Below are 23,333 nucleotides of genomic sequence, written 5' to 3' on the forward strand. Positions count from 1 at the left end.
ATTAAGACATGCCCAAAGACGGAGGCATCGGCGCCAGCACCAAGCGGCGCGAAGACGTCCGGTTTCTGACCGGAACCGGCAATTACACCGATGACATCAACCTGCGCGGTCAAGCCTATGTGCATTTCCTGCGCTCGGACGTCGCGCACGGGAAGATCAACAAGGTGGATACCGAGGCGGCCTCGGGCATGCCCGGCGTGTTGCGCATCTTTACCGGCGCGGATTTCGAGGGCGTTGGCAGCATCCCCTGCGGCTGGCAGGTCACCGACCGCTTTGGCGAGGTGATGCAGGAGCCGGCCCATCCGGTTCTGGCCCAGGGCAAGGTGCGCCATGTCGGCGATCCGATTGCCGCCATTGTCGCCGAGACCTACATGCAGGCCCGCGACGCGGCCGAGGCGATTGAATACGACATCGACGAACTGCCCGCCGTCGTCAACATGAAGGACGCGCTCAAGGAGGGCGCGCCGAAGGTGCATGACGATCTCAAGAACAACCTTTGCTATGACTGGGGCTTTGTCGAAGAAAACAAGGCCGCTGTGAACGAGGCCTTTGAAAAAGCGGCGCATGTCACCACGCTGGAGCTGGTCAACAACCGGCTGATCGCCAACCCGATGGAGCCGCGCGTGGCGGTGGGGGATTTCAACCGCTCGACCGGCGATTCGACGCTCTACACCACAAGCCAGAACCCGCATGTGATCCGGCTGCTGATGGGCGCCTTTGTGCTTGGCATTCCCGAACACAAGCTGCGCGTGGTCTCACCCGATGTGGGCGGCGGCTTTGGCACCAAGATCTTTCACTATGCCGAAGAGGCGTTCTGTACCTTCGCCGCCAAGGCGCTCAACCGTCCGGTGAAGTGGACAAGCACGCGCTCTGAGGCGTTCATGTCCGATGCCCATGGCCGCGATCACGTCACCAAGATCGAGCTGGCGCTGGACAAGGACAACAACTTTACCGCGCTGCGCACCGACACCCATGCCAATATGGGGGCGTATCTGTCGACCTTTGCACCCTCGGTGCCGACATGGCTGCATGGCACTCTGATGGCGGGCAATTACAAGACGCCGCTGATCTATGTGAACGTCAAGGCGGTGTTTACCAACACCGTGCCGGTCGATGCCTATCGTGGCGCCGGGCGCCCCGAGGCGACCTATCAACTTGAGCGCGTGATCGACAAGGCCGCGCGCGAGTTGGGCGTTGACCCGATTGCCCTGCGACGGCAGAACTTTATCACCGAATTCCCTTATGCTACGCCGGTGGCGGTGGAATATGACACTGGCGATTACAATGCCACCATGGACAAGCTGGAAGAGATCGCGGATTTCAAGGGCTTTGCGGCGCGCCGCAAAGCGAGCGAGGCCAAAGGCATGCTGCGCGGTCTTGGCATCAACTGTTACATCGAGGCCTGCGGCATCGCGCCGAGCAACCTTGTCGGTCAGTTGGGCGCGCGCGCGGGTCTTTACGAGAGCGCCACAGTGCGCGTGAACGCCACCGGCGGTCTTGTGGTCATGACCGGAAGCCATAGCCACGGACAGGGCCATGAAACCGCCTTTCCGCAGGTGATTGCCGAGATGATCGGCATAGATGCAGACATGGTCGAGATCGTGCATGGCGACACCGGCAATGCGCCGATGGGCATGGGCACCTATGGGTCTCGTTCGCTCGCTGTCGGCGGAAGCGCGATGGTGCGCGCTACTGAGAAGATCATCAACAAGGCCAAGAAGATCGCGGCCCATCTGATGGAGGCCTCGGAGGCCGATATCGAGCTCAAGGATGGCGCCTTCAGTGTTGCGGGCACGGATAAATCCGTGGCCTGGGGCGATGTCACGCTGGCGGCCTATGTGCCGCATAACTATCCGCTTGAGGATATCGAGCCGGGCCTTGAGGAAACCGCGTTTTATGATCCGTCGAACTTTACCTACCCCTCGGGCGCCTATGCCTGCGAGGTTGAGGTCGATCCCGACACCGGGCGCGTCACCATCGAGCGGTTCTCGGCCGCCGATGACTTTGGCAATATCGTCAACCCGATGATTGTCTCGGGTCAGGTGCATGGCGGCATCGGGCAGGGCATCGGTCAGGCCCTGCTTGAGGCCTGTGCTTACGATGAAAACGGTCAGCTGCAAACCGGATCCTACATGGATTACGCGATGCCGCGCGCCGATGATGTGCCGTTCTATACGGTTGATCATTCCTGTCAGACGCCCTGTACGCACAATCCGCTTGGCGTCAAAGGCTGTGGCGAGGCGGGGGCCATCGGCAGCCCGCCTGCGGTGGTCAATGCGGTGATCGACGCGCTGCAATCCGGTGGTAAAAACGTAACCCATATCGACATGCCTCTCAGCCCCTCGCGGGTCTGGGACGCGATGCAAGGGTAAGGAGAGACAGCAATGTATGCATTTGATATCGAACGCCCGACCACCATCGGGGATGCGTTGAGCGCGCTTGGTCACGAAGAGGCACAAGCGCTTGGCGGTGGGCAGACCCTGATCCCGACGCTGAAACAGCGCCTTGCGGCGCCTGCAAAACTTGTCAGCCTGACCGGGATTTCCGAGATGAAGGGGGTTTGTACCGCCGATGATGGCAGCCTGTGCATTGGTGGCGGCACATGTCACGCCGATGTCGCCGCCGAGGCCGGCGCCTATCCGGCGCTCGCCAGTCTTGCCGGGCATATCGGCGATCCGGCGGTGCGAAATCGCGGCACCATCGGCGGGAGCCTCGCCAATAACGACCCCTCGGCCTGTTATCCGTCGGCGGTGCTTGGCTCTGGCGCGACGGTGATCACCAGCAATCGCGAGATCGCGGCGGATGATTTCTTTGACGGGTTGTTCACCACCGCACTTGAGGAGGGCGAGATCATCACCGAGGTCCGCTTTCCGGTGCCCGAAAAGGCCAGCTATCAGAAGTTCGAGCAACCCGCCTCGCGCTTTGCGCTTGTCGGGGTGTTTGTCGCCAAATACGCGGACGGCGTGCGTGTGGCGGTGACCGGTGCTTCTGAGGGCGGCGTATTTCGCTGGGCCGAGGCCGAGGCCGCGCTGAGCGCCAATTTCGCCCCCGAGGCGATCGAGGGGTTAAGCGTTGACGGGTCGGACATGATCAGTGACCTGCACGGATCGGGCGCGTATCGCGCGCATCTGGTGGCGGTGATGACGCGGCGCGCGGTGGCGGCTGCGGGCTGAGCACCGCTTTCTTGAAAAGAAAGCGGCCCGAAATCTTTTGAAGATTTCGGGTCACGGGGTGGCAGGCGTGAGCACTGTCACCCCCACAGCTGCGGCGCGGGCCAAGGCCGGATCAAGCGACATCGGGATATATTCGCCGCGCCGCCAGAGTTGCGCGAGGTCATCGTAATGGCGGCTCAGGAAATGCCCCGATTGGCCGGTTGAGGCGATGAATACGCTGCTGTCGGGATCGGCGAAATCATAGACCCCGCGGTAACCGGCCCCGTGCACGTTCTGGAATGGATCAGGCCCGTCGCCACCACGCGTGCGCCCGCGCAACAGCGTGTTATCCCCGCCCGAGGTGGATTGGCGGATGTTCACGAAATAGCGCAGCAGCGGCACCTCGCCCAGAACCTGATGGTCGTGGGTGGCCTGATGCGCATCGCCCCACCGCAGGCTTTCAATCGACGTGCCGTAACGCTCTGAAATCCAGATCAGCGCATCGTCAAGCGCCATGCGCGCGATATCGGTGCAGGTTTCAACCGGCGAGGATTGCTTGACATCACACCAGGCCGCCGCCCCATCGATGTCGCGAAACACCCGCTCGATGAAGACCGGATCGGGGTGATCGAATTCATGCGCCAGCGGGCCAAGGTCATCGCGAATCAACCGATCCTGAAGGGCGCGCATCCAGGCGGCGTAGATCAGCGGCTCTGGAAGGTGTTCGTTCATTTCACCATTCCACTCGGCCAGAAGCGTCAGCGCGCGTTGGCGCAGGCGCTCGGGTGTGCCCTCGGTGGCGGCTTCGCCGGTGAACCACAGATCGGCACCGATCAGCGGCAAAAGCGAGCGGGCGGTAAAGCTCACGGTGTCAAGCTGGGCCTCGATAAAGCTGTCGCGGGTGTGGACCTCGCGGTTCTGCATCAGGCGGCGCCAGCGTTGCACGCGCTGTGTATCGCCCCAAAGAAAGCTCATGTGAAGCGGGAAGGGCCGATCGACCACCTTGTTATTGGTGTTGCCAAGAATGCCGCCCTGGGGCGCGATGAATTCGGGGTTGGCGGCATAGGCCAGAACTCCCTGCCAGCGGTTTTCCGGCAACCAGCCCCGGCTTGGCATGCGGCCCTGGCTTTCATGGCGGGCATCGCGGCGCGGCATGGCGCCCACGGTCTTGAGCGCGATCACCTCCTGATCGACCAGCGTCAGGTTCTGCGAGGGCGCCACATAGAGCCGCCCGGCCTCGATCGCCTGATCGACCGATTGGGCCCGCATCAGCGCCATGGCGGATGTCATGGTCGTGTCCTGCGGGCTAAGCGCGGTCCAGCTCAGGGCGGCGACATGGCCTGCGGGGGTGACCTCGGCCAGGTTATAATGGCTGCCGGGCAGGATCGGGCCATTGTCGGACCAGCGCAGGGTCAGGGTGACCGGGGCCTCGTCCTTGATCTGGATGATCGAGCGGCTGGTGCGGAACGGCTTGAACCCATCGGGGGTGCGATATTCCGACGGGTTGTCGGGGTTCAGCTCTTCGATGAACAGATCCTGATCGTCCATGTAGGAGGAGGTCACCCCCCAGCCCAAACGCGCGCTGCGTCCGGTCAGAACCACCGGAATGCCCGGAATGGTGCCACCGATCACGCCGCCGGATCGCAATTCAAGCCGGGCCAGATACCAGATGCCCGGGGCCGAAAAGCCAAGATGCGGATCATTGGCCATCAAGGTGCCGCCCGCGGCCGAGCGCGCAGGCGCGGCGGCAAAGGCGTTCGAGGCCCCGGCAAAGGCGCGCGTGTTGAAGGGCGAGAGCGGGTCTTTCGGCGCCTTGTCCGCCTGCGCCACGCGCCGCCAATTCGCCGTCGGGAAGAGGCTGGCATATCCGGGCAGCGCGGCGATCCCGCCGCCGGGGGCGAGGGGCATGATATCGTCAAGCCGCGTCGCGTCTTCCAACGCCAGAGAGGAGCGTGCAAACAGCACCTCATTCTCAAGATGCGACGAGAGCTGGACCGCCATCAATTTGACCAGGGCAATGGAATCGGCCGGCTGCCAGGGGGCGATCGGCGCGTTGAACAGAAACTGTTCCGGTGCGCCACGGCCAAGCGCCGAGGCGTTGATCTCGGCGAGGCGCGCATTGACGCCGGCGGCATAGGCCGTGAGCGCGGCGAGGGTTTGCGCATCCTGCACCTCGACCGACTGGCGCGCCAGTGTATAAAGATCGAACCGGCGCAGCACCTTGTCGATATTGAGGGTGCGCGGGCCGAAGACTTCTGACAGGCGGCCCTGAACCGTGCGCCGCATCATCATCATCTGCCAGAGGCGATCCTGGGCATGGGCATAGCCGAGGCCGAAAAACGTATCCGGGTCGGTGGTGCCGAAGATATGCGGCACATTGGCATTGTTGCGCACGATCTCGACCGGGGCGCTTAACCCGCTGACGCTCAGGCGCGCGTCATAGTCGGGCAGCGAGCGCGACAACAGGAAATAGACCCCGCTCAAAACCAGCACTGCCAGAAGAACGGCCCCGCCTGCGAGGCGCAATAACCACTTCATAACCTGCGACATGCCTGCCGTTCGCCCCACTTTTCACTTGCATCAGGCCTTGGGGATAGTCAGAAAACCCGGGCGAGACAATGGGAGAGGAAAGACAATGGCGAAACTTGCGTTTCTTGGGCTTGGCGTGATGGGCTATCCGATGGCGGGGCATTTGCAGGCGGCGGGGCATGATGTCCGTGTCTACAACCGCACGGCGGCCAAGGCCGAAAAATGGGCGGCTGAGCATGGCGGATCTCATGCGCCAACCCCGCGCGAGGCGGCCGAAGGGGCGGATTTCGTGATGGCTTGCGTTGGCAATGACGATGACCTGCGCGGTGTTTGCCTTGGTCCGGACGGGGCCTTTGCGGGCATGAAGGACGGGGCCACCTTCGTTGATCATACCACGGTGTCTGCCAAGGTCACGAGCGAGCTTTATAGCGCCGCCAAGGCGGCGGGGCTGAACTTTGTCGACGCGCCGATCTCGGGCGGTCAGGCAGGGGCCGAAAACGCCCAGCTGTCGATCATGTGTGGCGGCGATCAGGCGTCCTATGATGCGGCCGAGCCGGTGATGAACACCTATGCCAAGCTGTGCCGTCGGATCGGCGAGAGTGGCGCCGGCCAGATGACAAAAATGTGCAACCAGATTGCAATCGCCGGTCTGGTTCAGGGCCTGAGCGAGGCGCTGCATTTCGCCGAGAAAGCCGGTCTTGACGGGCGCGCCGTGGTCGAGGTGATCAGCCAGGGCGCCGCCGGAAGCTGGCAGATGGCGAATCGCTATGAGACAATGATCGACGACAAGTTCGAGCACGGCTTTGCCGTCGACTGGATGCGCAAGGATCTCGGTATCTGCCTGAGCACGGCGGATGAAACCGGCGCGAGCCTGCCGGTGACGGCGCTGGTCGATCAATTCTACAAGGATGTCCAGAACATGGGCGGCGGGCGTTGGGACACCTCAAGCCTGTTCAAACGCCTGCGCGCGTTGGGCTAATACAAACATCGGGGCCGCTCTTCCGCCCGGTTGGGCGGCCTCGCTTTGCACGGCGTCACGCGATATGGCGCTCGCCCCGCAGCCATTTCACCGTGTCGGCATAATCCAGCGCCAGTGAAATCAGATCGACCACGAGCAGGATCACAAGATAACGCGCATATCCCTGCGTCAGATCGCCCCATGACAATAGCCACAGAATCAGCACGACAAGTGGTGTCCAGATCATCACATGTGGCAGCGCCATCATCTTTGAAAACCCACGCTCAACCAGCATGATTACCCCATTCAAAAGCATCGCCCCAACCGCCAGAATCGCCACCCAGGCGCCCATCGGCGCACCCCAAAAAAGCAGTGAGGCGGCATTCACCGGCACAAGGATCAGAGCGACCCAAAGCTGCACCCAGAGCGGCATGCGCCGATAGCTTTGCCAGATATCCAAAATCATGTGATCTCCACTTCGGTTGGCGTTTGCGGCACGCCCTTCGAATTGAGTATTTCAGGGAAAGATGAAAGAGTGCAACTTGTCTTTCATCTTTCTGAAAATACTCAAATTCGACATCTGCCTTGAAGCGATCAGGCGTCTTTCGGGCGCAGCATCAACCAGATCAGCGCGCCCCCGGCAAGGGCTAGAAACGGCGCCATCGCCAGGTTGACCGCCGTCCAGCCGGTCTCTGCGTCGCCGCCCGAACAATTCATCAAGCCACCCGAGGCGAGTGAGGCGAAGGTAACCCCGCCAAAGACCAGAAGATCGTTCAGTCCCTGCATCCGGCCGCGCTCATGCGGGGCATGCGCCCCCGCCAGCATCGTCGTGGCGCCGATAAAGCCAAAATTCCAGCCTAGCCCTAGGAGGATCAGCGCCGCGAAAAAGTTGCTGATCTCGATGCCCTGCAAGGCCACCGCCCCGGCAGCAGCAAGGATCAAAAGGCCGGTTGCGACGATCCTCTCGACGCCAAAGCGCGCGATCAGATGGCCGGTGAAGAAGGAGGGCACATACATCGCCAGCACATGGGCGGTGACGATATCGGCGGCGTTGTTTTCGGTAAAGCCACAGCCCACCACCGCCAGGGGGGTCGATGTCATCACCAGGTTCATCAAGGCATAGGCCACCATCGCACAGATCACTGCCACCGCGATGCGCGGGGTTTTCAGCAATTCCATCCGCGTGCGCCCGCGCGGCGCATCCTCGGAGGGGATTGGCGGTTTGGGGATATCGAGCAGCAGAAACAAGAACGCGCCCCCAAGGTTCAGCGCGATCACCGCCAGATAGGTGCCGAGAAACGGAATGATCATCGACTGTGCGGTGAGTTTTACCAATTGCGGGCCAATGATGGCGCTCAGCAGGCCACCCGCCATCACATAAGAGATCGCCTTGGGGCGAAAGCCGTCACTGGCGGTATCGGCGGCGGCAAACCGGTAAAACCCCTGCGCCGACATATAGGTGCCGGTGATCAGGCTGCCCAGCAAGAATATCGGAAACGATGCCACATAAAGCCCATAGGCCCCGATTGCGCCCCCAATCGCACCGGCCCCCGCGCCAAGCATGAAGCCTGCGCGTCGCCCATAGGTCTGCATCAGGTGCGACACCGGTGTCGCCGAAAGCATCGAGCCCAGAACAATCAGCGAGATCGGCAGAGTGGCAAAACAGATATTGCTGGCCAGAGATTGCCCGGCCAGACCGGCCACCACAAAGATCATTGGCATCTGCGCGCCCAAAACCGCCTGCGCGGCGACCAGAACGGCGACATTGCGCCGGGCGCGGCGATCATCGGGCATGAGGGCAGTATCAGTCATGGGCAACGTGCTAGACCGCGCGCGCAGGCGCCGCAAGGTCAATCAGCAGCGCTCGATCAGATGCGCGAAAGAGCCGCTGACCCGTCCCATCCGCAATCCCATATCGGGCAGAGCGGTGCCTTCGGCGTCGCGGGCCGCAAAAAGCGGTGGTCCCTCGGCGCGCAGGGTACTGGCATAATGAAACTCATGCCCCGCCCATGCCCCGCGAAACGGCCCGTCAGGGGCGGTGAGCCGCCGGTATCCCAGATGCAGCTTGCGGGCCGCAAAGCTGGTTTCAAGCGGCAGCAGCCCGGCCATGGCATGGCGGGTGCCCTGCGCGTCAATCAGGCCGTCACCCAAAGTCATATAGCCGCCACATTCCCCATATATTTCAGATCGTTTGGCAGCATTTCTAAGGCTTTGCATGAAGACATGCGCGCCGCTCAATCGCCCGGCATGAAGTTCGGGGTAGCCGCCCGGTAGAAACACGAACCCGGCCTCTGGCACCGGCGCGTCGTCAAGCGGTGAAAACACCCGCAACTCGGCCCCCGCCGCGCGCCAATCGGCCAGCATATGCGGATAGGCAAAGCCAAAGGCGCGATCCTGTGCGACAGCGATCACCTGCGCGGGCGGCGCAAGGCGGGGGGCCTTGCCGGGCAGGGGCAAGGGGCTGGTGAGCGCCAAAAGCGCGTCGCGGTCAAGCGAGGCGTCAAGCGTATCCGCCGCCCTGTTCAGGAAGGCCTCAAGATCGGCGCGCTCTGATGCCTGCACCAGGCCAAGGTGGCGCGAGGGCTGCGCAAGGTCTGGGGTGCGCCGCAGCGCCGCCAGAACCGGCAGGCCAAGCGGCGCAAGCGCGCGGCGCAGCATTGCCTCGTGGCGCTCGGAGCCGACATTGTTGAGAATGACACCGCCCACGCGCACCAAAGCGTCAAACCCGGCAAACCCCGCCACCAGCGGCGCGACAGAGTCGGCCATGCGACCGGCATCGACCACAAGCACCACCGGCAGCGATAGAATGCGCGCCAGATCGGCCACCGCACCGCGCCCGTCGGGCGGGGCGCCGTCAAACAGACCCATGGCGCCTTCGATGATCAAAAGCCCATCCCCCGTCGCCAGATCGCCAAGCCGCGCGGGCGACATCGCCCAGGCGTCAAGATTGGGGCAGGGCGCGCCACAGGCGGCCTCATGAAAGCGCGGATCAATGTAATCGGGGCCGGATTTGGCACCACGCACGACCAGGCCCTCGCGCGACAAAAGCCGCAAAAGCGCCAGCGTGACAGTGGTTTTGCCCGCGCCAGAGGACGGCGCGGCCAGGATCATTCCGGGCATGACACCTCAGCCGGGAGACCGCGCCCCAGCGGATCAAGATCGCGCGGTGCCGCGCCCGCCATCATGCCTTGCCAGTCAAGCACCTGACGCATCAGAACAGAGCGCCCGATGCAGAGGATTGCCGGCGGCTGCATGCCGCTCGCCTCGATATCGGCGGCCATTCGGCCAAGGGTGGTTTCCAGCACTTTCTGGTCGGGGGTGGTGGCCGATGACACCACCGCGCAGGGCTCATCCGTCGGGCGACCGGCCGCGAGCAGCGAACTGGCAATCTGCGCCGCATGCTTCATGCCCATGTAGATCACCAGAACCTGACTGCCCTTGGCGATCGAGGCCCAGTCAAGCGAGCAGGGGGTTTCGCCGGATTGATCATGGCCGGTGACAAAGGTCACCGATTGGTTGACGTCACGGTGGGTCACCGGGATGCCGGCATAGGCCAGCCCGCCGATGCCCGCACTGATGCCGGGAATGATGCGCACCGGCACGCCGTGTTGCACCAACGTCTGTGCCTCTTCACCGCCCCGGCCAAACACAAACGGATCGCCGCCCTTGAGGCGCAGGACCCTGTGACCGGCACGCGCCAGATCGACCAGTTGCAGCGAGATATCGCGCTGTTTGGCCGAAGGTTTGCCGCCGCGTTTGCCCGCATAGATATGGCGCGCCTGCGGGGCCCAGGCCAGAATATCCTGTTGTACCAGCGCGTCATAGATCACCACATCGGCCTGTTGCAGGGCATTGAGCGCATGCAGCGTCAACAGCCCCGGATCACCGGGCCCGGCACCGCAAAGCCAGACCCAGCCGGATTTCAGCTCGGGCCAGTCGTGCCCAGCTAGGCGGGTGGGTAAAGAGGGGGTTGAGTCGGTCATGCCCCCTGTATGGCGCGAGTTCGCCCGGGGGAAAAGGTGGCAAGCGACGCGAAACAGGGGGAAGAGCGACATGATCGGGCCGCAGGGGCGGCTTCAGGGGCACTGTCGGAGCCCCCGGCGGGGATATTTAGGGCCAGAAGAAGCGGTGCGGCGCGATAGAGCCGTGCGGTGGATTTGGCAATTGGCCTTGGGCGGCGGCATGCCTATAGTCCGGGCAAGATATGGCACGCAAACCCGATACCCCCCTGCGCCGCGGCTGGACCACGGGCGCCTGCGCCACCGCAGCGACGCGCGCGGCGCTTGAAATGCTGTGGGGCGCGCCCTGTCCCAAATCGGTGGACATTACCCTGCCCAAGGGAGAAACGCCCGAATTTGCCATTGCGCATGCCGATCAGGGCGAGGGCTGGGCCGAGGCGGGGGTGATCAAGGATGCGGGCGATGACCCGGATGTGACCCATGGCGCGATGATCATCGCAAGGGTGGCGCGTTCGAACGGCGGCGTGGTGTTTCGGGCGGGCGAGGGTGTTGGCATGGTCACCATGTCCGGCTTGCCGATCGCGGTGGGCGAGCCTGCGATCAATCCGGTGCCGCGCCAGATGATGCAGGCCACCGTTGCCGACACCGCCGAGCGGCTTGGCGAGCGGCCCGATATCGAGATCACGATTTCGGTGCCCGGTGGCGCGGCGCTCGCGCAGCAGACCTGGAACCCGCGTTTGGGCATCAAGGGCGGGCTGTCTATCCTGGGCACCACCGGCATCGTGCGCCCCTTTTCCTGTGCCGCCTGGATTGCCTCTATTCATCGCGGGATTGATGTGGCGCGCAGTGCGGACCTGCGCCATGTGGCGGGCTGTACCGGGGCCACCAGCGAGGCGGTCGTGCAAAAGCTATACGATCTGCCGGATCACGCGATGCTGGATATGGGCGATTTCGCGGGTGGATTGTTGAAGTATCTGGTCCGGCACCCGTTGCCTCATATCACGATTGGCGGCGGTATCGGCAAGATGATCAAGCTGGCACAGGGCGCGCGTGATCTGCATTCCGGGCGCAGTCAGGTTGATTTTGAGGGCCTTGCCAAGGCGCTTGATATGCCCGATCTAAAATACATGAATACTGCGCTGCAAGCCTATGAAGAGGCCGGGGAAAAGCTTGCCGAATGGGTGGCTGAAACGGCGGTTGAGAAGGTGCGTGCCATGCTGCCGGATGAGATTGGCGTTGATACGGTGGTGATTGACCGCAAGGGCAGTATTCTGGCCCGCGCAGGTGCGCCGGGGCCGGTCGCATGACCCTCCTGTTACTCGCGGGCACCGGCGAGGCGCAGACCCTGGCGCGTGCGCTATCTGCGCAGGGCCGCGACGTGGTGGCGTCAATGGCCGGGGCGACACGGGCGCCGCGTGCGCTTGGGGTGCCGCTTCGGATTGGCGGCTTTGGCGGGGCCCAGGGCTTTGCCGATTTCCTGCAAGAGGCGGGGATCACCGCTGTTTTGGACGCGACGCATCCCTTTGCCGCGCATATCTCGACCCGAAGCGCAGAGGTCTGCGCCGCGCGCGGCATTCCCTATTGCCAGCTTTTGCGGCCCGAATGGCAGGCAGGGCCCGGCGACAGCTGGGTGTTCATTGACCGCGAGGAAGACGCCGCCACGCATATTCCGACAGGCGCAAGGGTGTTTCTGGCGACGGGCCGCCAGACCCTTGAGCGCTTTGCCAATATGACCGGGCGCTATCTGATCTGTCGCCAGATTGACCCGCCCGAGGCGGCGTTTCCCTTTGAAAATGGCGAATATCTTGTCGGGCGGCCGCCGTTTTCCGATGATCATGAGCGCGACCTTTTCAAACGGCTCAAGGTGGATTGGCTTGTGGTCAAGAATGCCGGGGGCGATGCGCCGATGTCCAAGTTGGTGGCGGCGCGCGATCTGGGCCTGCCGGTGATCGTGATCAACCGCCCCGCCCAGCCCGATGCGCCGCGCGTGGCCACGGTCGAGGCGGCCCTTGCATGGGTGGCGACACTATGACCGGGCGGATCATCGAAACCGACGCGGATGTGAAAGAAGGCGCGGCCTATCTCTCGGGCATTTGCCCGCGCCTGAAAGCGGCCTATGCGCAGACCGGCGATTTGCCATTGCGGCGCAGCGAGGACGGGTTTGAGCGGCTGTTGAGCGCGATTGTCAGCCAGCAGGTCAGTGTTGCCTCGGCCAATGCGATCTGGACCCGGCTCAAGACCGCCGGGCTGGACACTCCGTGCGCGGTTCTGGGCGCCTCCGAAGACGCCCTGCGCGGCGAAGGGTTGAGCCGCCAGAAGGCGCGCTATGCGCGGGCATTGGCCGAGGCCGAGATAGACTATGCCGCATTGCGCGCGGCCCCCGACGCCGAGGTGATCGCGACGCTGACCAAGGTGCCCGGCATCGGCGTCTGGACGGCGGAAATCTATGCGATGTTCAGCCTCGGTCGCGCCGATGTCTTTGCCCCCGGCGATCTGGCGTTGCAAGAGGCCGCGCGGCTGATTTATGACCTGCCCGAGCGCCCCAAGGAACGTGCGTTGCGGCAGATGGCGCAAGATTGGGCGCCCTGGCGATCGGTTGCGGCGCGGCTTTTATGGGCCTACTACCGGGTGGCGAAGGACAGGGAAGGGATCAGATGACACGCGTATTGAAAGCAGGGCGCAAAGAGGCACTCTCGGGCGAAACCCGCTCGGCGGTGGTATTTTTGCACGGTTATGGCGCCAATGGGGCCGATCTTCTGGGGCTGGCCGATCCCTTGGGCGAACACCTTCCCGATACGTTGTTTGTGGCGCCCGATGCGCCGGAATCAATTCCCGGCATGCCGTTTGGTCTGCAATGGTTTCCGATCCCCTGGATTGACGGATCAAGCGAGGAAGAGGCGCATCGCGGGCTGATGGCAGCCGCCGACGATCTGAACGCCTTTCTTGACGCGTTGATGGTGGATGAGGATCTGTTGCCCGAACAGGTCGTGCTGTTCGGCTTTTCGCAGGGCACGATGATGGCGCTGCATGTGGCGCCGCGCCGCGAAGACCCGGTGGCGGGGATCGTGGCGTTTTCCGGTCGCCTGCTGTCGCCCGAATTGTTGCAGGACGACACCGTCAGCCGCCCGCCGATCTTGTTGGTGCATGGCGATGCCGACGACGTGGTGCCGGTGCAATCCCTGCCCGAGGCGGCAGAGGCCTTGCAGGGCGCGGGTTGGCAGGATGTCTATGCCCATATCATGAAGGGCACGGGCCATGGCATTGCCCCCGATGGGCTAAGCGTGGCGCTTGCCTTCATGCGCGACAAGCTTGGGCTTTGACGCGGACCTCTCGAAAATCGCCCAAGGTGTGCCTTATTGCACTCATGCGGCGGTGCTAAATGTTTGAGCAATGACAGAGGCAACACAGACCCGGATACTGCCTTCGCGGGTGGTCTGGCTTGGTGCGTTATTCGCGACCGAGATGGTCGTGGTGATCCTCGCCTTTCAGATCCTGAGCCAGATTGAGTGTCGCCAAACCGCCATTGAGGGCGCCTGCCGGGCGTTGCGCGGGCTGGCGCTTGGGGTGATGTGCGTGGCCTTCTTGCTTGGCATTTACCTTTGGGCGCGACCAGAGGCGCGGCAGGGCTTTGCCGATATCTGTCGTGACACACCGGGCGGGCGGATATCCGGGCTGGTGCATGGGGGTGGGTTTGCCCTGATCCTTGCGCCACTTGGCGTGGTTGCCCCGGCGGATATGAACGCGAATTTTCACCTGATCTTTCCGGTGCTGGTGGCGGGGGCCGCACTGGCCGCGCTTGGCGGGCTCTTTTGGCTGGCCAGGCCGGGCGCCTGGCGCAGCTGGCTGCGCGGGCGTGGCCTGTCGCTCTTGGCGCTCTTTGGGCTGGCGGCGCTGTTGCCGGGGCTTGTGGTTCTGCTGGGGCCGCTCTGGTATCAGCAGGTTCTGACCGATATCACCTTTATCGCCGTTGTGGTGGCGTTGTCGTTGGTATCCGACCGGGTGACGGTGGACCCGAGTGTGCATATCATCGGCGCCGATGATTTTCTGGTCCAGGTCGCCGATAGCTGTTCGGGGATCGAGGGTTTTGTTCTGATCACGGTGTTTCTGGCGCTGTTCGCAGCGCTGTTTCGCGACGATTTGCGTCTCAAGCGGTTCTGGCTGGTGATCTGGCCGCTGGCGCTTGTGGCAAGCTGGATGTTCAACGTGCTGCGCATCACGGCACTTCTTTTGATCGGCGCGCATCTTTCGCCAGAGCTTGCGGTCAACGGCTTTCACAGCTTTGCCGGCTGGCTGATGTTTTCGACGCTGTCGATCGGTGTGCTGATCGTGGTCAGCCGCAGCGGTTTTGTCATGCGCGATGTGGCGGAGGAGAGGGCGGCGCCTGTCGCTTCGTTGGCACAGGATGACGTGGTCGGGCGAATCCTGCCCTTTATTGTCTTTGCCCTCTCGGGGCTGATCGTTCAGGCGTTCTGGTCTGCGCCTGCGCTTGGCTATCCGGTGCAGGTGGCGATGATGCTTGGCGTGCTGTGGTGGGCGCGCGGGACGGTGCGACGCCATCTTGCCATGCCGGGGCCGCTGGCGGGTTTCGCAGGCCTGTGTGTCGGCGTGCTCTGGGTGCTGAGCGCACCCGCCGCCGCGCCCGATGCTGCATTGGCGGCCCTTGGCGGGATGTCGCTGGCGCTTTGGGCCATGCTGCGGATATTTGGCACAGTAATGCTTGTGCCGCTGATCGAAGAGATGTTCTTTCGCGGCTATATTCAGGCGCGCCTTGATCAGGGCGGGACGGCCTCGCGGGTCGTGGCGGTGCTGGTCTCGGCCACGCTTTTTGCCGCGATGCATGGCCGCTGGATTGAGGCCGGGCTTGCGGGGCTGGTCTTTTCACTGCTTTACATGCGCAACGGGCGGCTGGCCGATGCCATTGCCGCCCATGCTGTTGCCAATGCCGTTATTGCCGGTGTCGCCCTGTGGCGGGGCGACTGGTCGCTGATCTGATCAGGCGCGCCTGCGGCGCTTGATTTCCCAGACCAGCACAAGCGCCGCCAGAACCACAGCAATCGCCAGAGTGCCGCTTGCCGCATCCATCTCGGGCACCGAAGATGCATGCGACGTGGAACCGCCGGAGCCGCTGTTGCCTCCGCCGTAATGCTGGATGAACCAATTCCACATGATGCTGTCTCCCCAGAATGTCTTTCGATCTATATACGACCACATATTTGCCAGAAATCGGCCACATTTCAAGACTGGCGTCGTTTAAGCCGTGCAGAGTGAAACGAAACGAGCGGAAACCCGGCATTGTTTCCGATTTTCATCAAATGGAATCCTGACAGCGGAAAATATCGCTCGCCTCCCTTTGCGGGAGGGGCGAATCACTCGGCGGCGCGCAATGGCTTGCCTGTGTCGCGGGTCTCAAGAATGCGCTTCAGGTCGTCAAGATCGGGGGGCGGGGTATCGGCCTCTTCGACATAGCCGATGTCGGGTGCGCTCTCATCCGGCCAGACCAGCTCGGGCGCCTGCACCCGGCGCGCGGCGCGCGTGAGCGCCCAATCGCGGGCGGCGCGGCTGCTGCGGCCCATCGAGAGTTTCGCCATCAATTGCGCCGTCCAGAGCACATAGGTCCCCGCCCAGACCCGCATCGCCAGCATCGCCGGGGTAAAGATCAGCGTCAGCACCGTGGCAATGCCAAGCCCGAACACCACCGCCGTCGCCAGTTGTTTCCACCACAAAGCGGTGGGGCTGTTGAAGGCATAGCCGCCCGCGACGAAATCAAGGCTCAGCCCGAACATCATCGGCGCAAGCCCCGCCATCGTGGTGATCGTGGTCAGCAGGACCGGCCGGATGCGCGCCTCGGCGGTGCGGGTGATCGCCTCGATCCGGGGCATGTAGCGGCTGAATTCCTGATAGGTGTCGATCAGGACAATGTTGTTGTTCACCACGATCCCCGCGAGGGCGACAATGCCGGTGCCGGTCATGATGATCGAAAACGGCTGGTTCATCACCAGCATCCCGATCAGAACCCCGGTGGTCGACAACACCACCGCCAGAAGCACCAGAACCGCGTTATAGACGCTGTTGAACTGCGCCAGCAGGATGATGAACATCAAGCCCAACGCGCCCAGAAACGCCTTTTGCAGGAAGGCGCCGGATTCTGCCTGATCCTCGGCGTCGCCGGTCCATTCATAGGTCAGATTGGCGGGCAGAACCCCGCTTTCAAGCCATTTGGTAAGCTCTGCGATCCGCTCGTTGGCGGTGATCGGCACGCTGGATTCATGGCCCTGCGCATCGGTGGTGGTCTTGCTCAGCCCGTCCACGACCGCAGCCTTGATGTCGAAAAACCGGGTTTGATCGACGCGGTCGATCTGCGCCAGCTTCTGCACCGGGGTGCGGGTGGTAAAGTTGCTCAGCGGCACAAGCCCGTCTTCGGTGCGCACCTTGAGGGTATCGAGCGTCGAGAGCACCCGGTCCTTCTCCGGCAGGCGCACGCGAATTTCGATCTCCTCATCGCTGCTTTCAACCCGCATCGTATCAAGCAGGATACCGCGGGTCACAAGCTGCACCATCGCGCCCACGGTGGCCACATCGGCGCCGAACCGACCGGCCTTTTCCACGTCCACGTCGATCTGCCAGTCGATGCCGGGAAGGGGCAGGGTGTCTTCGACCTGATGCAGACCGGTGGTTTCATCGAATTTCGCACGCGCCGTTTCGGTAAAGGCGATCAGGCTGTTCCAGTCATCGCTCTTGAGGCGCAGATGCACCGGCTTGGCCGAGGCCGGGCCGCGCGCCTGTGCGAGGATCTCGACCTTGATGCCGGGGATTTGCCCAAGCTCCTCGGTCAGCTCCGCAATGACCGTGTCGCCGTCAAAGGCCTCGACCTTGACCGCGCGGCTGACCGCGTAGTTCAGGATCGGAATGGTAAACCAGGTTTCGCGCGCCACTGGGCGCTCATCCCAGGGAATGGTTTCAAGCTGAACCTGACCGATGGTGTCGCGCGGCGGCTGTGCGCCGCCGGTGTTGTTGGTGAGCCCGCCGTCGCCGGCAAAGGAAAAGGCGGTCTGCACGCCGGGGTGCGCCAGCACGATCTTTTCGACCTGTGTGACCAGATCGTCCTTTTGGTCGATCGACAGGTTGCCGCGTCCGCGCACGTAAACGATCGCCTGTTCGGGTTCGGATTCGACAAAAAACTCGGTGCCGTTGTTGTTTTGCACGTAAAAGATCAGAACCGAACCGACGAGCACGAAGATCGCCCCAAAGGCCAGCAGCGGTGACAGCGGATTGCCGGTGATCAGGTGGATCACCCGGCCAAACGGCGAGCGGCGATAGCCCGCCTTGACGCGCGGGCGCCGGTTGGGCAGGGCGCGGCGCAACAGCGCGCGACCAAGATTGCCACAGCGACGCCCAATCGCCATCACCCCGAGGAACAGGCCCACGACGCCCCCGAGGCCAATGGCGGCCAAAACGGTCACGCCAAGCAAAAGTGCAAAGACCCGCGCCAGGGTCGGCACCACCGATCCCAGAATCCTGGCGCTGTCCAATCCCGCAAAGGCGGCACTGACCTGTTCCAGCAGCATCGGCGCGACACTGCCCGCCAGGGCCACGGCCCCCGCTGTAATCGGCAAAAGCAACAGGTGCCATAGCCAGAAAAGCCCGGCAATCTGGGCTATCCGCAGATCGAACCAGCGCTCGGTGCGCCCGGTCACACCGCCCAGCACCGGCAGATAGACCAGCGCCACCAGAAGCGATGCGCTCAGCACGAAGATCAGAGTGACCGGCAACATGCCCATGAACTGCCCCGGAATACCGGGCCAGAACAGCATTGGCAAAAATGCGCAGAGCGTGGTCGCGGTCGAACTTACCACAGGCCAGAACATCCGCTTGGCCGCCGCGACATAGGCGTGCATCGGGCCGACGCCCTCATCAATCCGCTTGTCGGCATATTCGACCACCACGATAGCGCCATCGACCAACATGCCCACCGCGAGGATGAGGCCGAACATCACGATATTGGAAACCGCCACCCCCATGATCGCCAAAAGCGCAAAGCACAGCAGGAACGAAGTCGGGATTGCAAAGCCCACCAACAGCGCCGGGCGAATGCCAAGCGTCGCCAGAATGACGATCATCACAAGCGCAATCGCCGTCAGCACCGAGCCTTCAAGCTGGCTGACCATCGAGGCCACGGTGCGCGACTGATCGTTGGATGTGCCCACGGTTACAGCGGCGCGCACCTCGTCCGGCCAGCGGGCCGCCGTCTTGGCCACCACCTCGCGCACAAGGTCGGCGGTGTCGATGATGTTGAAACCCTTGCGCTTGACCACCTGCAAGGCCACCGTGGTTTCGCCGTTAAAGCGCGCGGTGCCGAGGCGGTCCTCGAAGGTCAGGTTGATCGTCGCCAGATCGCCAAGCCGCACCACCCGGTCGCCATTGGTCTTGATCGGCAGGCGATAGATATCGCGGGTTTCTTCAAATGAGGACGGGATCTTGACCGAAAACGTGCCTTGGGCATTGTCGACCTCGCCGGCGGCAATAAGCTGATTGTTGTTGCGCACCACATTGATCAGCTCAAGGGCTGTGACATTATAGGCCTCAAGGCGCAGCGGGTCGATCACCACCTCGACCATCTCGTCGCGATTGCCCGCGATGCCGGCCTCAAGCACCGGTTCCATGCCCTCAAGCGTATCCTGAAGATCCTTGGCAAGCCGCGCCATCGTGCGCTCTGGCAAAGGGCCGCTCAGATTGACGACGATGATCGGGAATTCGCTGAAATTGACCTCGTTCAGGGTGTATTTCTCGGCCCCCTCGGGAAAGTCGGCCTCGGCGGTGTCCATCGCATCGCGCACATCGGCAAGGATCTTGGTCTTGTCCCAGCCGAACTCGAACTCAAGCGCGACGCCGCCATAGTTTTCCGCCGCAGTGCCGGTCATGGTCTTGAGCCCGTCAAGATCGCTCAGCTCGGTTTCCATGACCTTGACCAGAAGTTTTTCGCTGTCTTCGGCGGAAATGCCGGGGAAGGGGACCGAGACGAAGAGGGCCGGGATTTCGATGTCGGGCTCGCCCTCTTTGGGCAGTCCGACATAGGCCAGCGTGCCCGCAAGCACCGAGAGCACCACAAAGGCCAGCACCATGCGTGCGCGCGCGGCGGCCCAATCGACGATGCCGGTCATTGGCCAAGCTCCTGATAGGTCGGTTTGACCGGCACCCCATCGGTGACATATTCCTGTCCAATCACGATTACATCGGCGCTTTCGGGCAGGCCGGTCATCCAGACCCCCTGCGGCGTGTCGCGCAACAGCGTGACCGGCGTGAAGAGGGCGCGGCTGTCGCCATCCACAAGGCGCACCCCAAGGGTGCCCTCGTCATCAAGCGTCAGCGCCGATTGCGGCAGCAAATGCGCGGTCTTGCCCTCGGCGCTTATCATGATTTCGGCGGTTTCACCGTCGCGCAGGCCAAGGTCGGGGTTGGGCACTTCGATCTCGACGCGAAAGGTGCGGGTGGTGTTGTCGGCGGCGCGCGACAGGAAGGTCACCCGCCCTTCGGCGCTCAGGCCCGAGGCAAGGCGGGCTGTGGCCATGGCGCCGCGCTCGACGCGCGCAACCTGCATTTCCGACACGAACCCGACAAGCGTGATCGGATCGAGTTGCAGCACCGTGGCACAGAGCGCGCCGGGTTGCAGAAGGCTGCCGATTTCGGCGGTGTCGGTCTCAAGAACGCCCTCAAAGGGTGCGGTGATTTCCAGCCGCTCAATCTCGCTCTCGGCGGCGCTGATGGCGGCGCGGGCCGATTCGATGCCTGCGCGCGCCGCCTCAAGCCCGGAACTGGCCGATTGCACCGCAGCGCGGGCAGAGCTTACTTCGGCGCGGGTGGCCGCCACGCGGGTTTGCGAGGCAAAGCCGCCGCGCTCAAGGTTTTCGGCGGCGTTGGCGTTGATTTCGGCCTCTTCAAGCTGGGCGCGGGCCTCCAATGTGCGGGCCTCGGCCTCGGGCACGCGGGTTTTTGCCTCGGCAAGCCGGGCGCGGGCCTCGGCCAGAGTGGCGTTGCGCGCGGCCGGATCAAGGCGGCAGAGCAGATCGCCCTTTGCCACAAACGCCCCCTTGCGCAGCGGCTCGGAGATGACAAGGCCGGATGTTTCTGCGCGCAGCTCGACAAGGCGGTTGGCCTCGGTTCGCCCGCGCAGGATCACGGCGCTGTCGATCACCCGCGCCTTTGAGTGGATGGCGACGACGCCGACCTTGCTCTGTTCGGTGTTGGGTGCGGTCGCGCTTTCGTCTGCGGGGGCGGTCGCCTCTGGTGTGGGCGCGGGCAGCAGCGCGACCAGGCGCTCACGCTCGAACACAAAGGCATAGATCAGCGCGGAAACCACGATGGCAATCAAAATAGGAATTAAACGCATCTTGCAACTTTCCGAGCCGGGCGTCTCATACCGTATGACCATCATACCGCATGGCTATGGGCGCAGGCGGGGTTCATACTCCGTCATACGCTAAACTGACCGGTTCAGATTAAACTTTTCTGCGCGGCCTCGCAAGCCGCTCCGTCACGGCAGGGCCTGCCGCCCCTTGGCAGGGCCGGGGCTTCGGGTTAAGAGGGGAAAAATGCAAGGGGGCCGGGGCGTGAGCGACAGCGACAGTTTCATTGAAGAAGTCACGGAAGAGGTGCGCCGCGACCGTCTGTTTGGCTATATGCGCCGCTATGGCTGGATCGCGATTTTGGCGATCCTTTTGCTGGTTGGCGGGGCGGCGTGGAATGAATGGCAAAAGGCGCAGGCCCGCGACGCGGCACAGGCGCTTGGCGATAGCATTGTCGCGGCGCTTGCCCTTGACGAGCGCGCAGCGCGCGCGCAGGCCCTGAGCGAGATCACCGTGCCCAACCCGTCGGCGCAGGCGGTTCTTGACCTTCTGGCCGCCTCCGAGGCCGCAAGCGAGAGCCCGGAGGAGGCCGCCAAGCGCCTGATGGCGATGGCCGAACGCGAGGGCACCGATCCGGTTTACCGCCAGATTGCCACGCTCAAGGCGGTGACGCTTCCGGGCTCCGGGCTTGACGTTGACACCCGTCGCACCCTGATGGAGGGGCTTGCGCGGTCGGGCGGTCTGGTGCGGCTATTGGCCGAAGAACAGCTTGGCCTGATTGATCTGGAAACCGGCGACAAGACGGCGGCGCTTGACCGGATGATGCAAATCGTCGCTGATGCCGAGGCCACAGCGGGCTTGCGTCGGCGCGCCACACAAGTGATTGTGGCCCTGGGCGCCGAGCCGCCCGAGACGGCGCGCATCGACCAGTCGGGTGCGGCGGCATCCCAGTAAGACGTATCCCGCAGCGGGGGCACCCCCGGTGTGCGAAAACGGGCGAAAAAGTAGAGGGCACGAGTAGTGACACGCAACGGATTGATCCTTGGACTGGCAACGGTCCTTGCCCTGACGGCCTGTAACAAGAAAGACCCGATTCTGCCTGGGGAGCGTCAGGGGCTGCGCGAAGTGCTGCAAACCGATGCCGCCCAGGCCGAGGTCAATGTAACGCCCGACAACAGCGTCGAACTGGTGGCCTTGCCCGCTGCCACGGCGAACGCAGAGTGGCGCCAGGCCATCGGCACATCCGCCACCCGCACGGTGCATCCCGCCCTTGGGGCCAATCCGCAACTGGCCTGGGCGGTGAATATCGGCGCCGGTGACGCGCACCGCGTGCGCATCACTGCCGATCCGGTCGTCGCGGGCGGGCGGGTCTTTACGCTAGATGCACAGGCGCAGATCAGCGCCGTGTCGACCGCTGGCGCGCTGTTGTGGAGCACCGATATCACCCCGCCGAATGACGCCTCGTCCAATGCCAGCGGCGGCGGTCTTGCCTATGGTGCGGACAAGCTGTTTGTGTCCTCGGGCTTTGGCCTGCTGAGCGCGCTTGACTCTGCCACCGGCGCCGTGATCTGGCAGCAAAAGCTTGGCGCGAGTGGCACCGGCACCCCGGCTGTGCTGGGTGATCTGGTTTATGTGGTGGCCGGCGATGATGTCGCCTGGGCGCTTGAAACCGATACCGGGCGCATCCGCTGGCAGCTATCGGGTTCGCCGGATATCCACAATGTTCTGGGCGGCCCGGCCCCGGCGATCACCGATAAATATGCGATCTTTGCCTTTGGGGCGGGCGAAGTGCAGGGTGCTTTCCGCAAGGGCGGTCTACGCCTTTGGGATGCCCAGATCGCGGGCGAGCGTCTTGGCGTTGCCAGTGCGCGGGTCGATGACATCACCGGCGATCCGGTGGTTGTGGGCGAGCGTGTTTATACCGGAAGCCATTCGGGACGCACCGTGGCGCTTGACCTTGGCAATGGCGAGCGGATCTGGACCGCGACCGAAGGCCCGCTCAACCGGGTCTGGCCTGCGGGCGATTCGATCTTCATGGTCACCGATCGCAACGAAATCGTGCGCCTGGCAACCGAGGATGGCCGCCGCATCTGGGGGCATGAACTGCCGCTGTTCAAGAACAAGCGTCCGCGCCGTCAATCAGATATCATCGGCCACTTCGGCCCGATTATTGCCGGGGGGCAGCTTATCGTGGCCTCGGGCGACGGGGTGCTGCGGTTCTTTGACCCGGCCTCGGGCCTGCCGCGGGGCACGGTTGACCTGCCCGGCGGCGCGACCACCAATCCGGTCGTTGCAGGCAACACGCTTTACGTGGTTTCAAAAAAGGGCCAATTGCTGGCTTTCCGTTGACCGCGCGATCCTGTATCAGACCGGCTTGATCCCGTGTCGGAGCAGA

General features: G+C 63.4%; 18 protein-coding genes. 10 read left to right on the forward strand and 8 right to left on the reverse strand.

Going from position 1 to position 23,333, the window contains the following annotated elements; translation table 11 throughout:
- Positions 1–8 precede the first annotated feature (8 nt).
- Both BMZ91_RS00065 and BMZ91_RS00070 read left to right on the forward strand, forming a co-directional pair.
- Positions 9–2,372 carry a xanthine dehydrogenase family protein molybdopterin-binding subunit gene (locus BMZ91_RS00065; protein ID WP_092833094.1) on the forward strand — a complete coding sequence of 788 codons (2,364 nt, stop codon included), beginning with the start codon at positions 9–11 and terminating at the stop codon, positions 2,370–2,372.
- 12 nt (positions 2,373–2,384) lie between these two features.
- The gene (locus tag BMZ91_RS00070) at positions 2,385–3,173 is read left to right on the forward strand and encodes an FAD binding domain-containing protein (RefSeq protein ID WP_092833096.1); all 789 of its coding nucleotides are present in this window, start codon (positions 2,385–2,387) and stop codon (positions 3,171–3,173) included.
- A gap of 51 nt (positions 3,174–3,224) precedes the next feature.
- On the opposite strand, the gene BMZ91_RS00075 is transcribed toward BMZ91_RS00070, so the two are convergent.
- A complete protein-coding gene (locus BMZ91_RS00075; RefSeq protein ID WP_092833098.1) occupies positions 3,225–5,702 on the reverse strand; it encodes a penicillin acylase family protein in 2,478 nt (825 codons plus the stop codon).
- Between BMZ91_RS00075 and BMZ91_RS00080 the strand changes: the two genes are divergently transcribed.
- Positions 5,701–6,660, forward strand: coding sequence for an NAD(P)-dependent oxidoreductase (locus tag BMZ91_RS00080; RefSeq protein ID WP_281243294.1), 960 nt, complete (start codon positions 5,701–5,703; stop codon positions 6,658–6,660). The genes BMZ91_RS00075 and BMZ91_RS00080 overlap by 2 nt on opposite strands.
- Before the next feature lie 55 nt (positions 6,661–6,715).
- Here the strand turns inward: BMZ91_RS00080 and BMZ91_RS00085 are convergent, their stop codons facing one another.
- From BMZ91_RS00085 to cobA, 4 genes are all read right to left on the reverse strand, one after another.
- Positions 6,716–7,105: a hypothetical protein gene (locus BMZ91_RS00085; RefSeq protein WP_092833102.1), complete on the reverse strand. Its 390-nt coding sequence runs from the start codon at positions 7,103–7,105 to the stop codon at positions 6,716–6,718.
- A 128-nt stretch (positions 7,106–7,233) separates the two neighbouring features.
- Positions 7,234–8,451, reverse strand: coding sequence for an MFS transporter (locus tag BMZ91_RS00090; RefSeq protein ID WP_092833104.1), 1,218 nt, complete (start codon positions 8,449–8,451; stop codon positions 7,234–7,236).
- A 42-nt stretch (positions 8,452–8,493) separates the two neighbouring features.
- Positions 8,494–9,759: a cobyrinic acid a,c-diamide synthase CobB gene (locus BMZ91_RS00095; RefSeq protein ID WP_092833106.1), complete on the reverse strand. Its 1,266-nt coding sequence runs from the start codon at positions 9,757–9,759 to the stop codon at positions 8,494–8,496.
- Positions 9,747–10,622, reverse strand: coding sequence for a uroporphyrinogen-III C-methyltransferase (gene cobA / locus BMZ91_RS00100; protein ID WP_092833108.1), 876 nt, complete (start codon positions 10,620–10,622; stop codon positions 9,747–9,749). Before cobA ends, BMZ91_RS00095 begins: the two co-directional genes overlap by 13 nt.
- 221 nt (positions 10,623–10,843) lie before the next feature.
- Here cobA and BMZ91_RS00105 point away from each other — a divergent pair, with 221 nt between their 5' ends.
- From BMZ91_RS00105 to xrtE, 5 genes are all read left to right on the forward strand, one after another.
- A complete protein-coding gene (locus BMZ91_RS00105; RefSeq protein WP_092833110.1) occupies positions 10,844–11,905 on the forward strand; it encodes a cobalt-precorrin-5B (C(1))-methyltransferase in 1,062 nt (353 codons plus the stop codon).
- Entirely contained in the window at positions 11,902–12,630 is a 729-nt protein-coding gene (locus tag BMZ91_RS00110) for a cobalt-precorrin-6A reductase (RefSeq protein WP_092833112.1), read from the forward strand. Before BMZ91_RS00105 ends, BMZ91_RS00110 begins: the two co-directional genes overlap by 4 nt.
- Positions 12,627–13,256 carry a DNA-3-methyladenine glycosylase family protein gene (locus BMZ91_RS00115; protein ID WP_092833114.1) on the forward strand — a complete coding sequence of 210 codons (630 nt, stop codon included), beginning with the start codon at positions 12,627–12,629 and terminating at the stop codon, positions 13,254–13,256. The genes BMZ91_RS00110 and BMZ91_RS00115 overlap by 4 nt, the downstream gene beginning before the upstream one ends.
- A complete protein-coding gene (locus BMZ91_RS00120; protein ID WP_092833116.1) occupies positions 13,253–13,918 on the forward strand; it encodes an alpha/beta hydrolase in 666 nt (221 codons plus the stop codon). The genes BMZ91_RS00115 and BMZ91_RS00120 overlap by 4 nt, the downstream gene beginning before the upstream one ends.
- A gap of 70 nt (positions 13,919–13,988) precedes the next feature.
- Positions 13,989–15,590 (forward strand): exosortase E/protease, VPEID-CTERM system, encoded by a 1,602-nt coding sequence (gene xrtE, locus BMZ91_RS00125; RefSeq protein WP_092833117.1) that lies wholly within the window; start codon positions 13,989–13,991, stop codon positions 15,588–15,590.
- On the opposite strand, the gene BMZ91_RS00130 is transcribed toward xrtE, so the two are convergent.
- The 3 genes from BMZ91_RS00130 to BMZ91_RS00140 all read right to left on the reverse strand — a co-directional run bounded on the left by BMZ91_RS00130 (position 15,591) and on the right by BMZ91_RS00140 (position 20,982).
- Positions 15,591–15,764 (reverse strand): VPEID-CTERM sorting domain-containing protein, encoded by a 174-nt coding sequence (locus BMZ91_RS00130; RefSeq protein WP_245736162.1) that lies wholly within the window; start codon positions 15,762–15,764, stop codon positions 15,591–15,593.
- A gap of 200 nt (positions 15,765–15,964) precedes the next feature.
- On the reverse strand, positions 15,965–19,756 hold the full coding sequence (locus BMZ91_RS00135) for an efflux RND transporter permease subunit (protein ID WP_092833119.1): 3,792 nt from the start codon (positions 19,754–19,756) through the stop codon (positions 15,965–15,967).
- Entirely contained in the window at positions 19,753–20,982 is a 1,230-nt protein-coding gene (locus tag BMZ91_RS00140; protein ID WP_092833592.1) for an efflux RND transporter periplasmic adaptor subunit, read from the reverse strand. Before BMZ91_RS00140 ends, BMZ91_RS00135 begins: the two co-directional genes overlap by 4 nt.
- Positions 20,983–21,202: 220 nt before the next feature.
- On the opposite strand from BMZ91_RS00140, the gene BMZ91_RS00145 reads away from it, so the two are divergent.
- Both BMZ91_RS00145 and BMZ91_RS00150 read left to right on the forward strand, forming a co-directional pair.
- Positions 21,203–21,892, forward strand: a complete 690-nt coding sequence (locus tag BMZ91_RS00145) for a tetratricopeptide repeat protein (protein WP_092833594.1) — start codon at positions 21,203–21,205, stop codon at positions 21,890–21,892.
- Between the two features lie 66 nt (positions 21,893–21,958).
- On the forward strand, positions 21,959–23,287 hold the full coding sequence (locus BMZ91_RS00150) for a PQQ-like beta-propeller repeat protein (protein WP_092833120.1): 1,329 nt from the start codon (positions 21,959–21,961) through the stop codon (positions 23,285–23,287).
- The last annotated feature ends 46 nt before the right edge of the window (positions 23,288–23,333 follow it).

It is taken from the genome of Roseovarius lutimaris, from assembly GCF_900115165.1.
GTDB classification, from domain to species: domain Bacteria; phylum Pseudomonadota; class Alphaproteobacteria; order Rhodobacterales; family Rhodobacteraceae; genus Roseovarius; species Roseovarius lutimaris.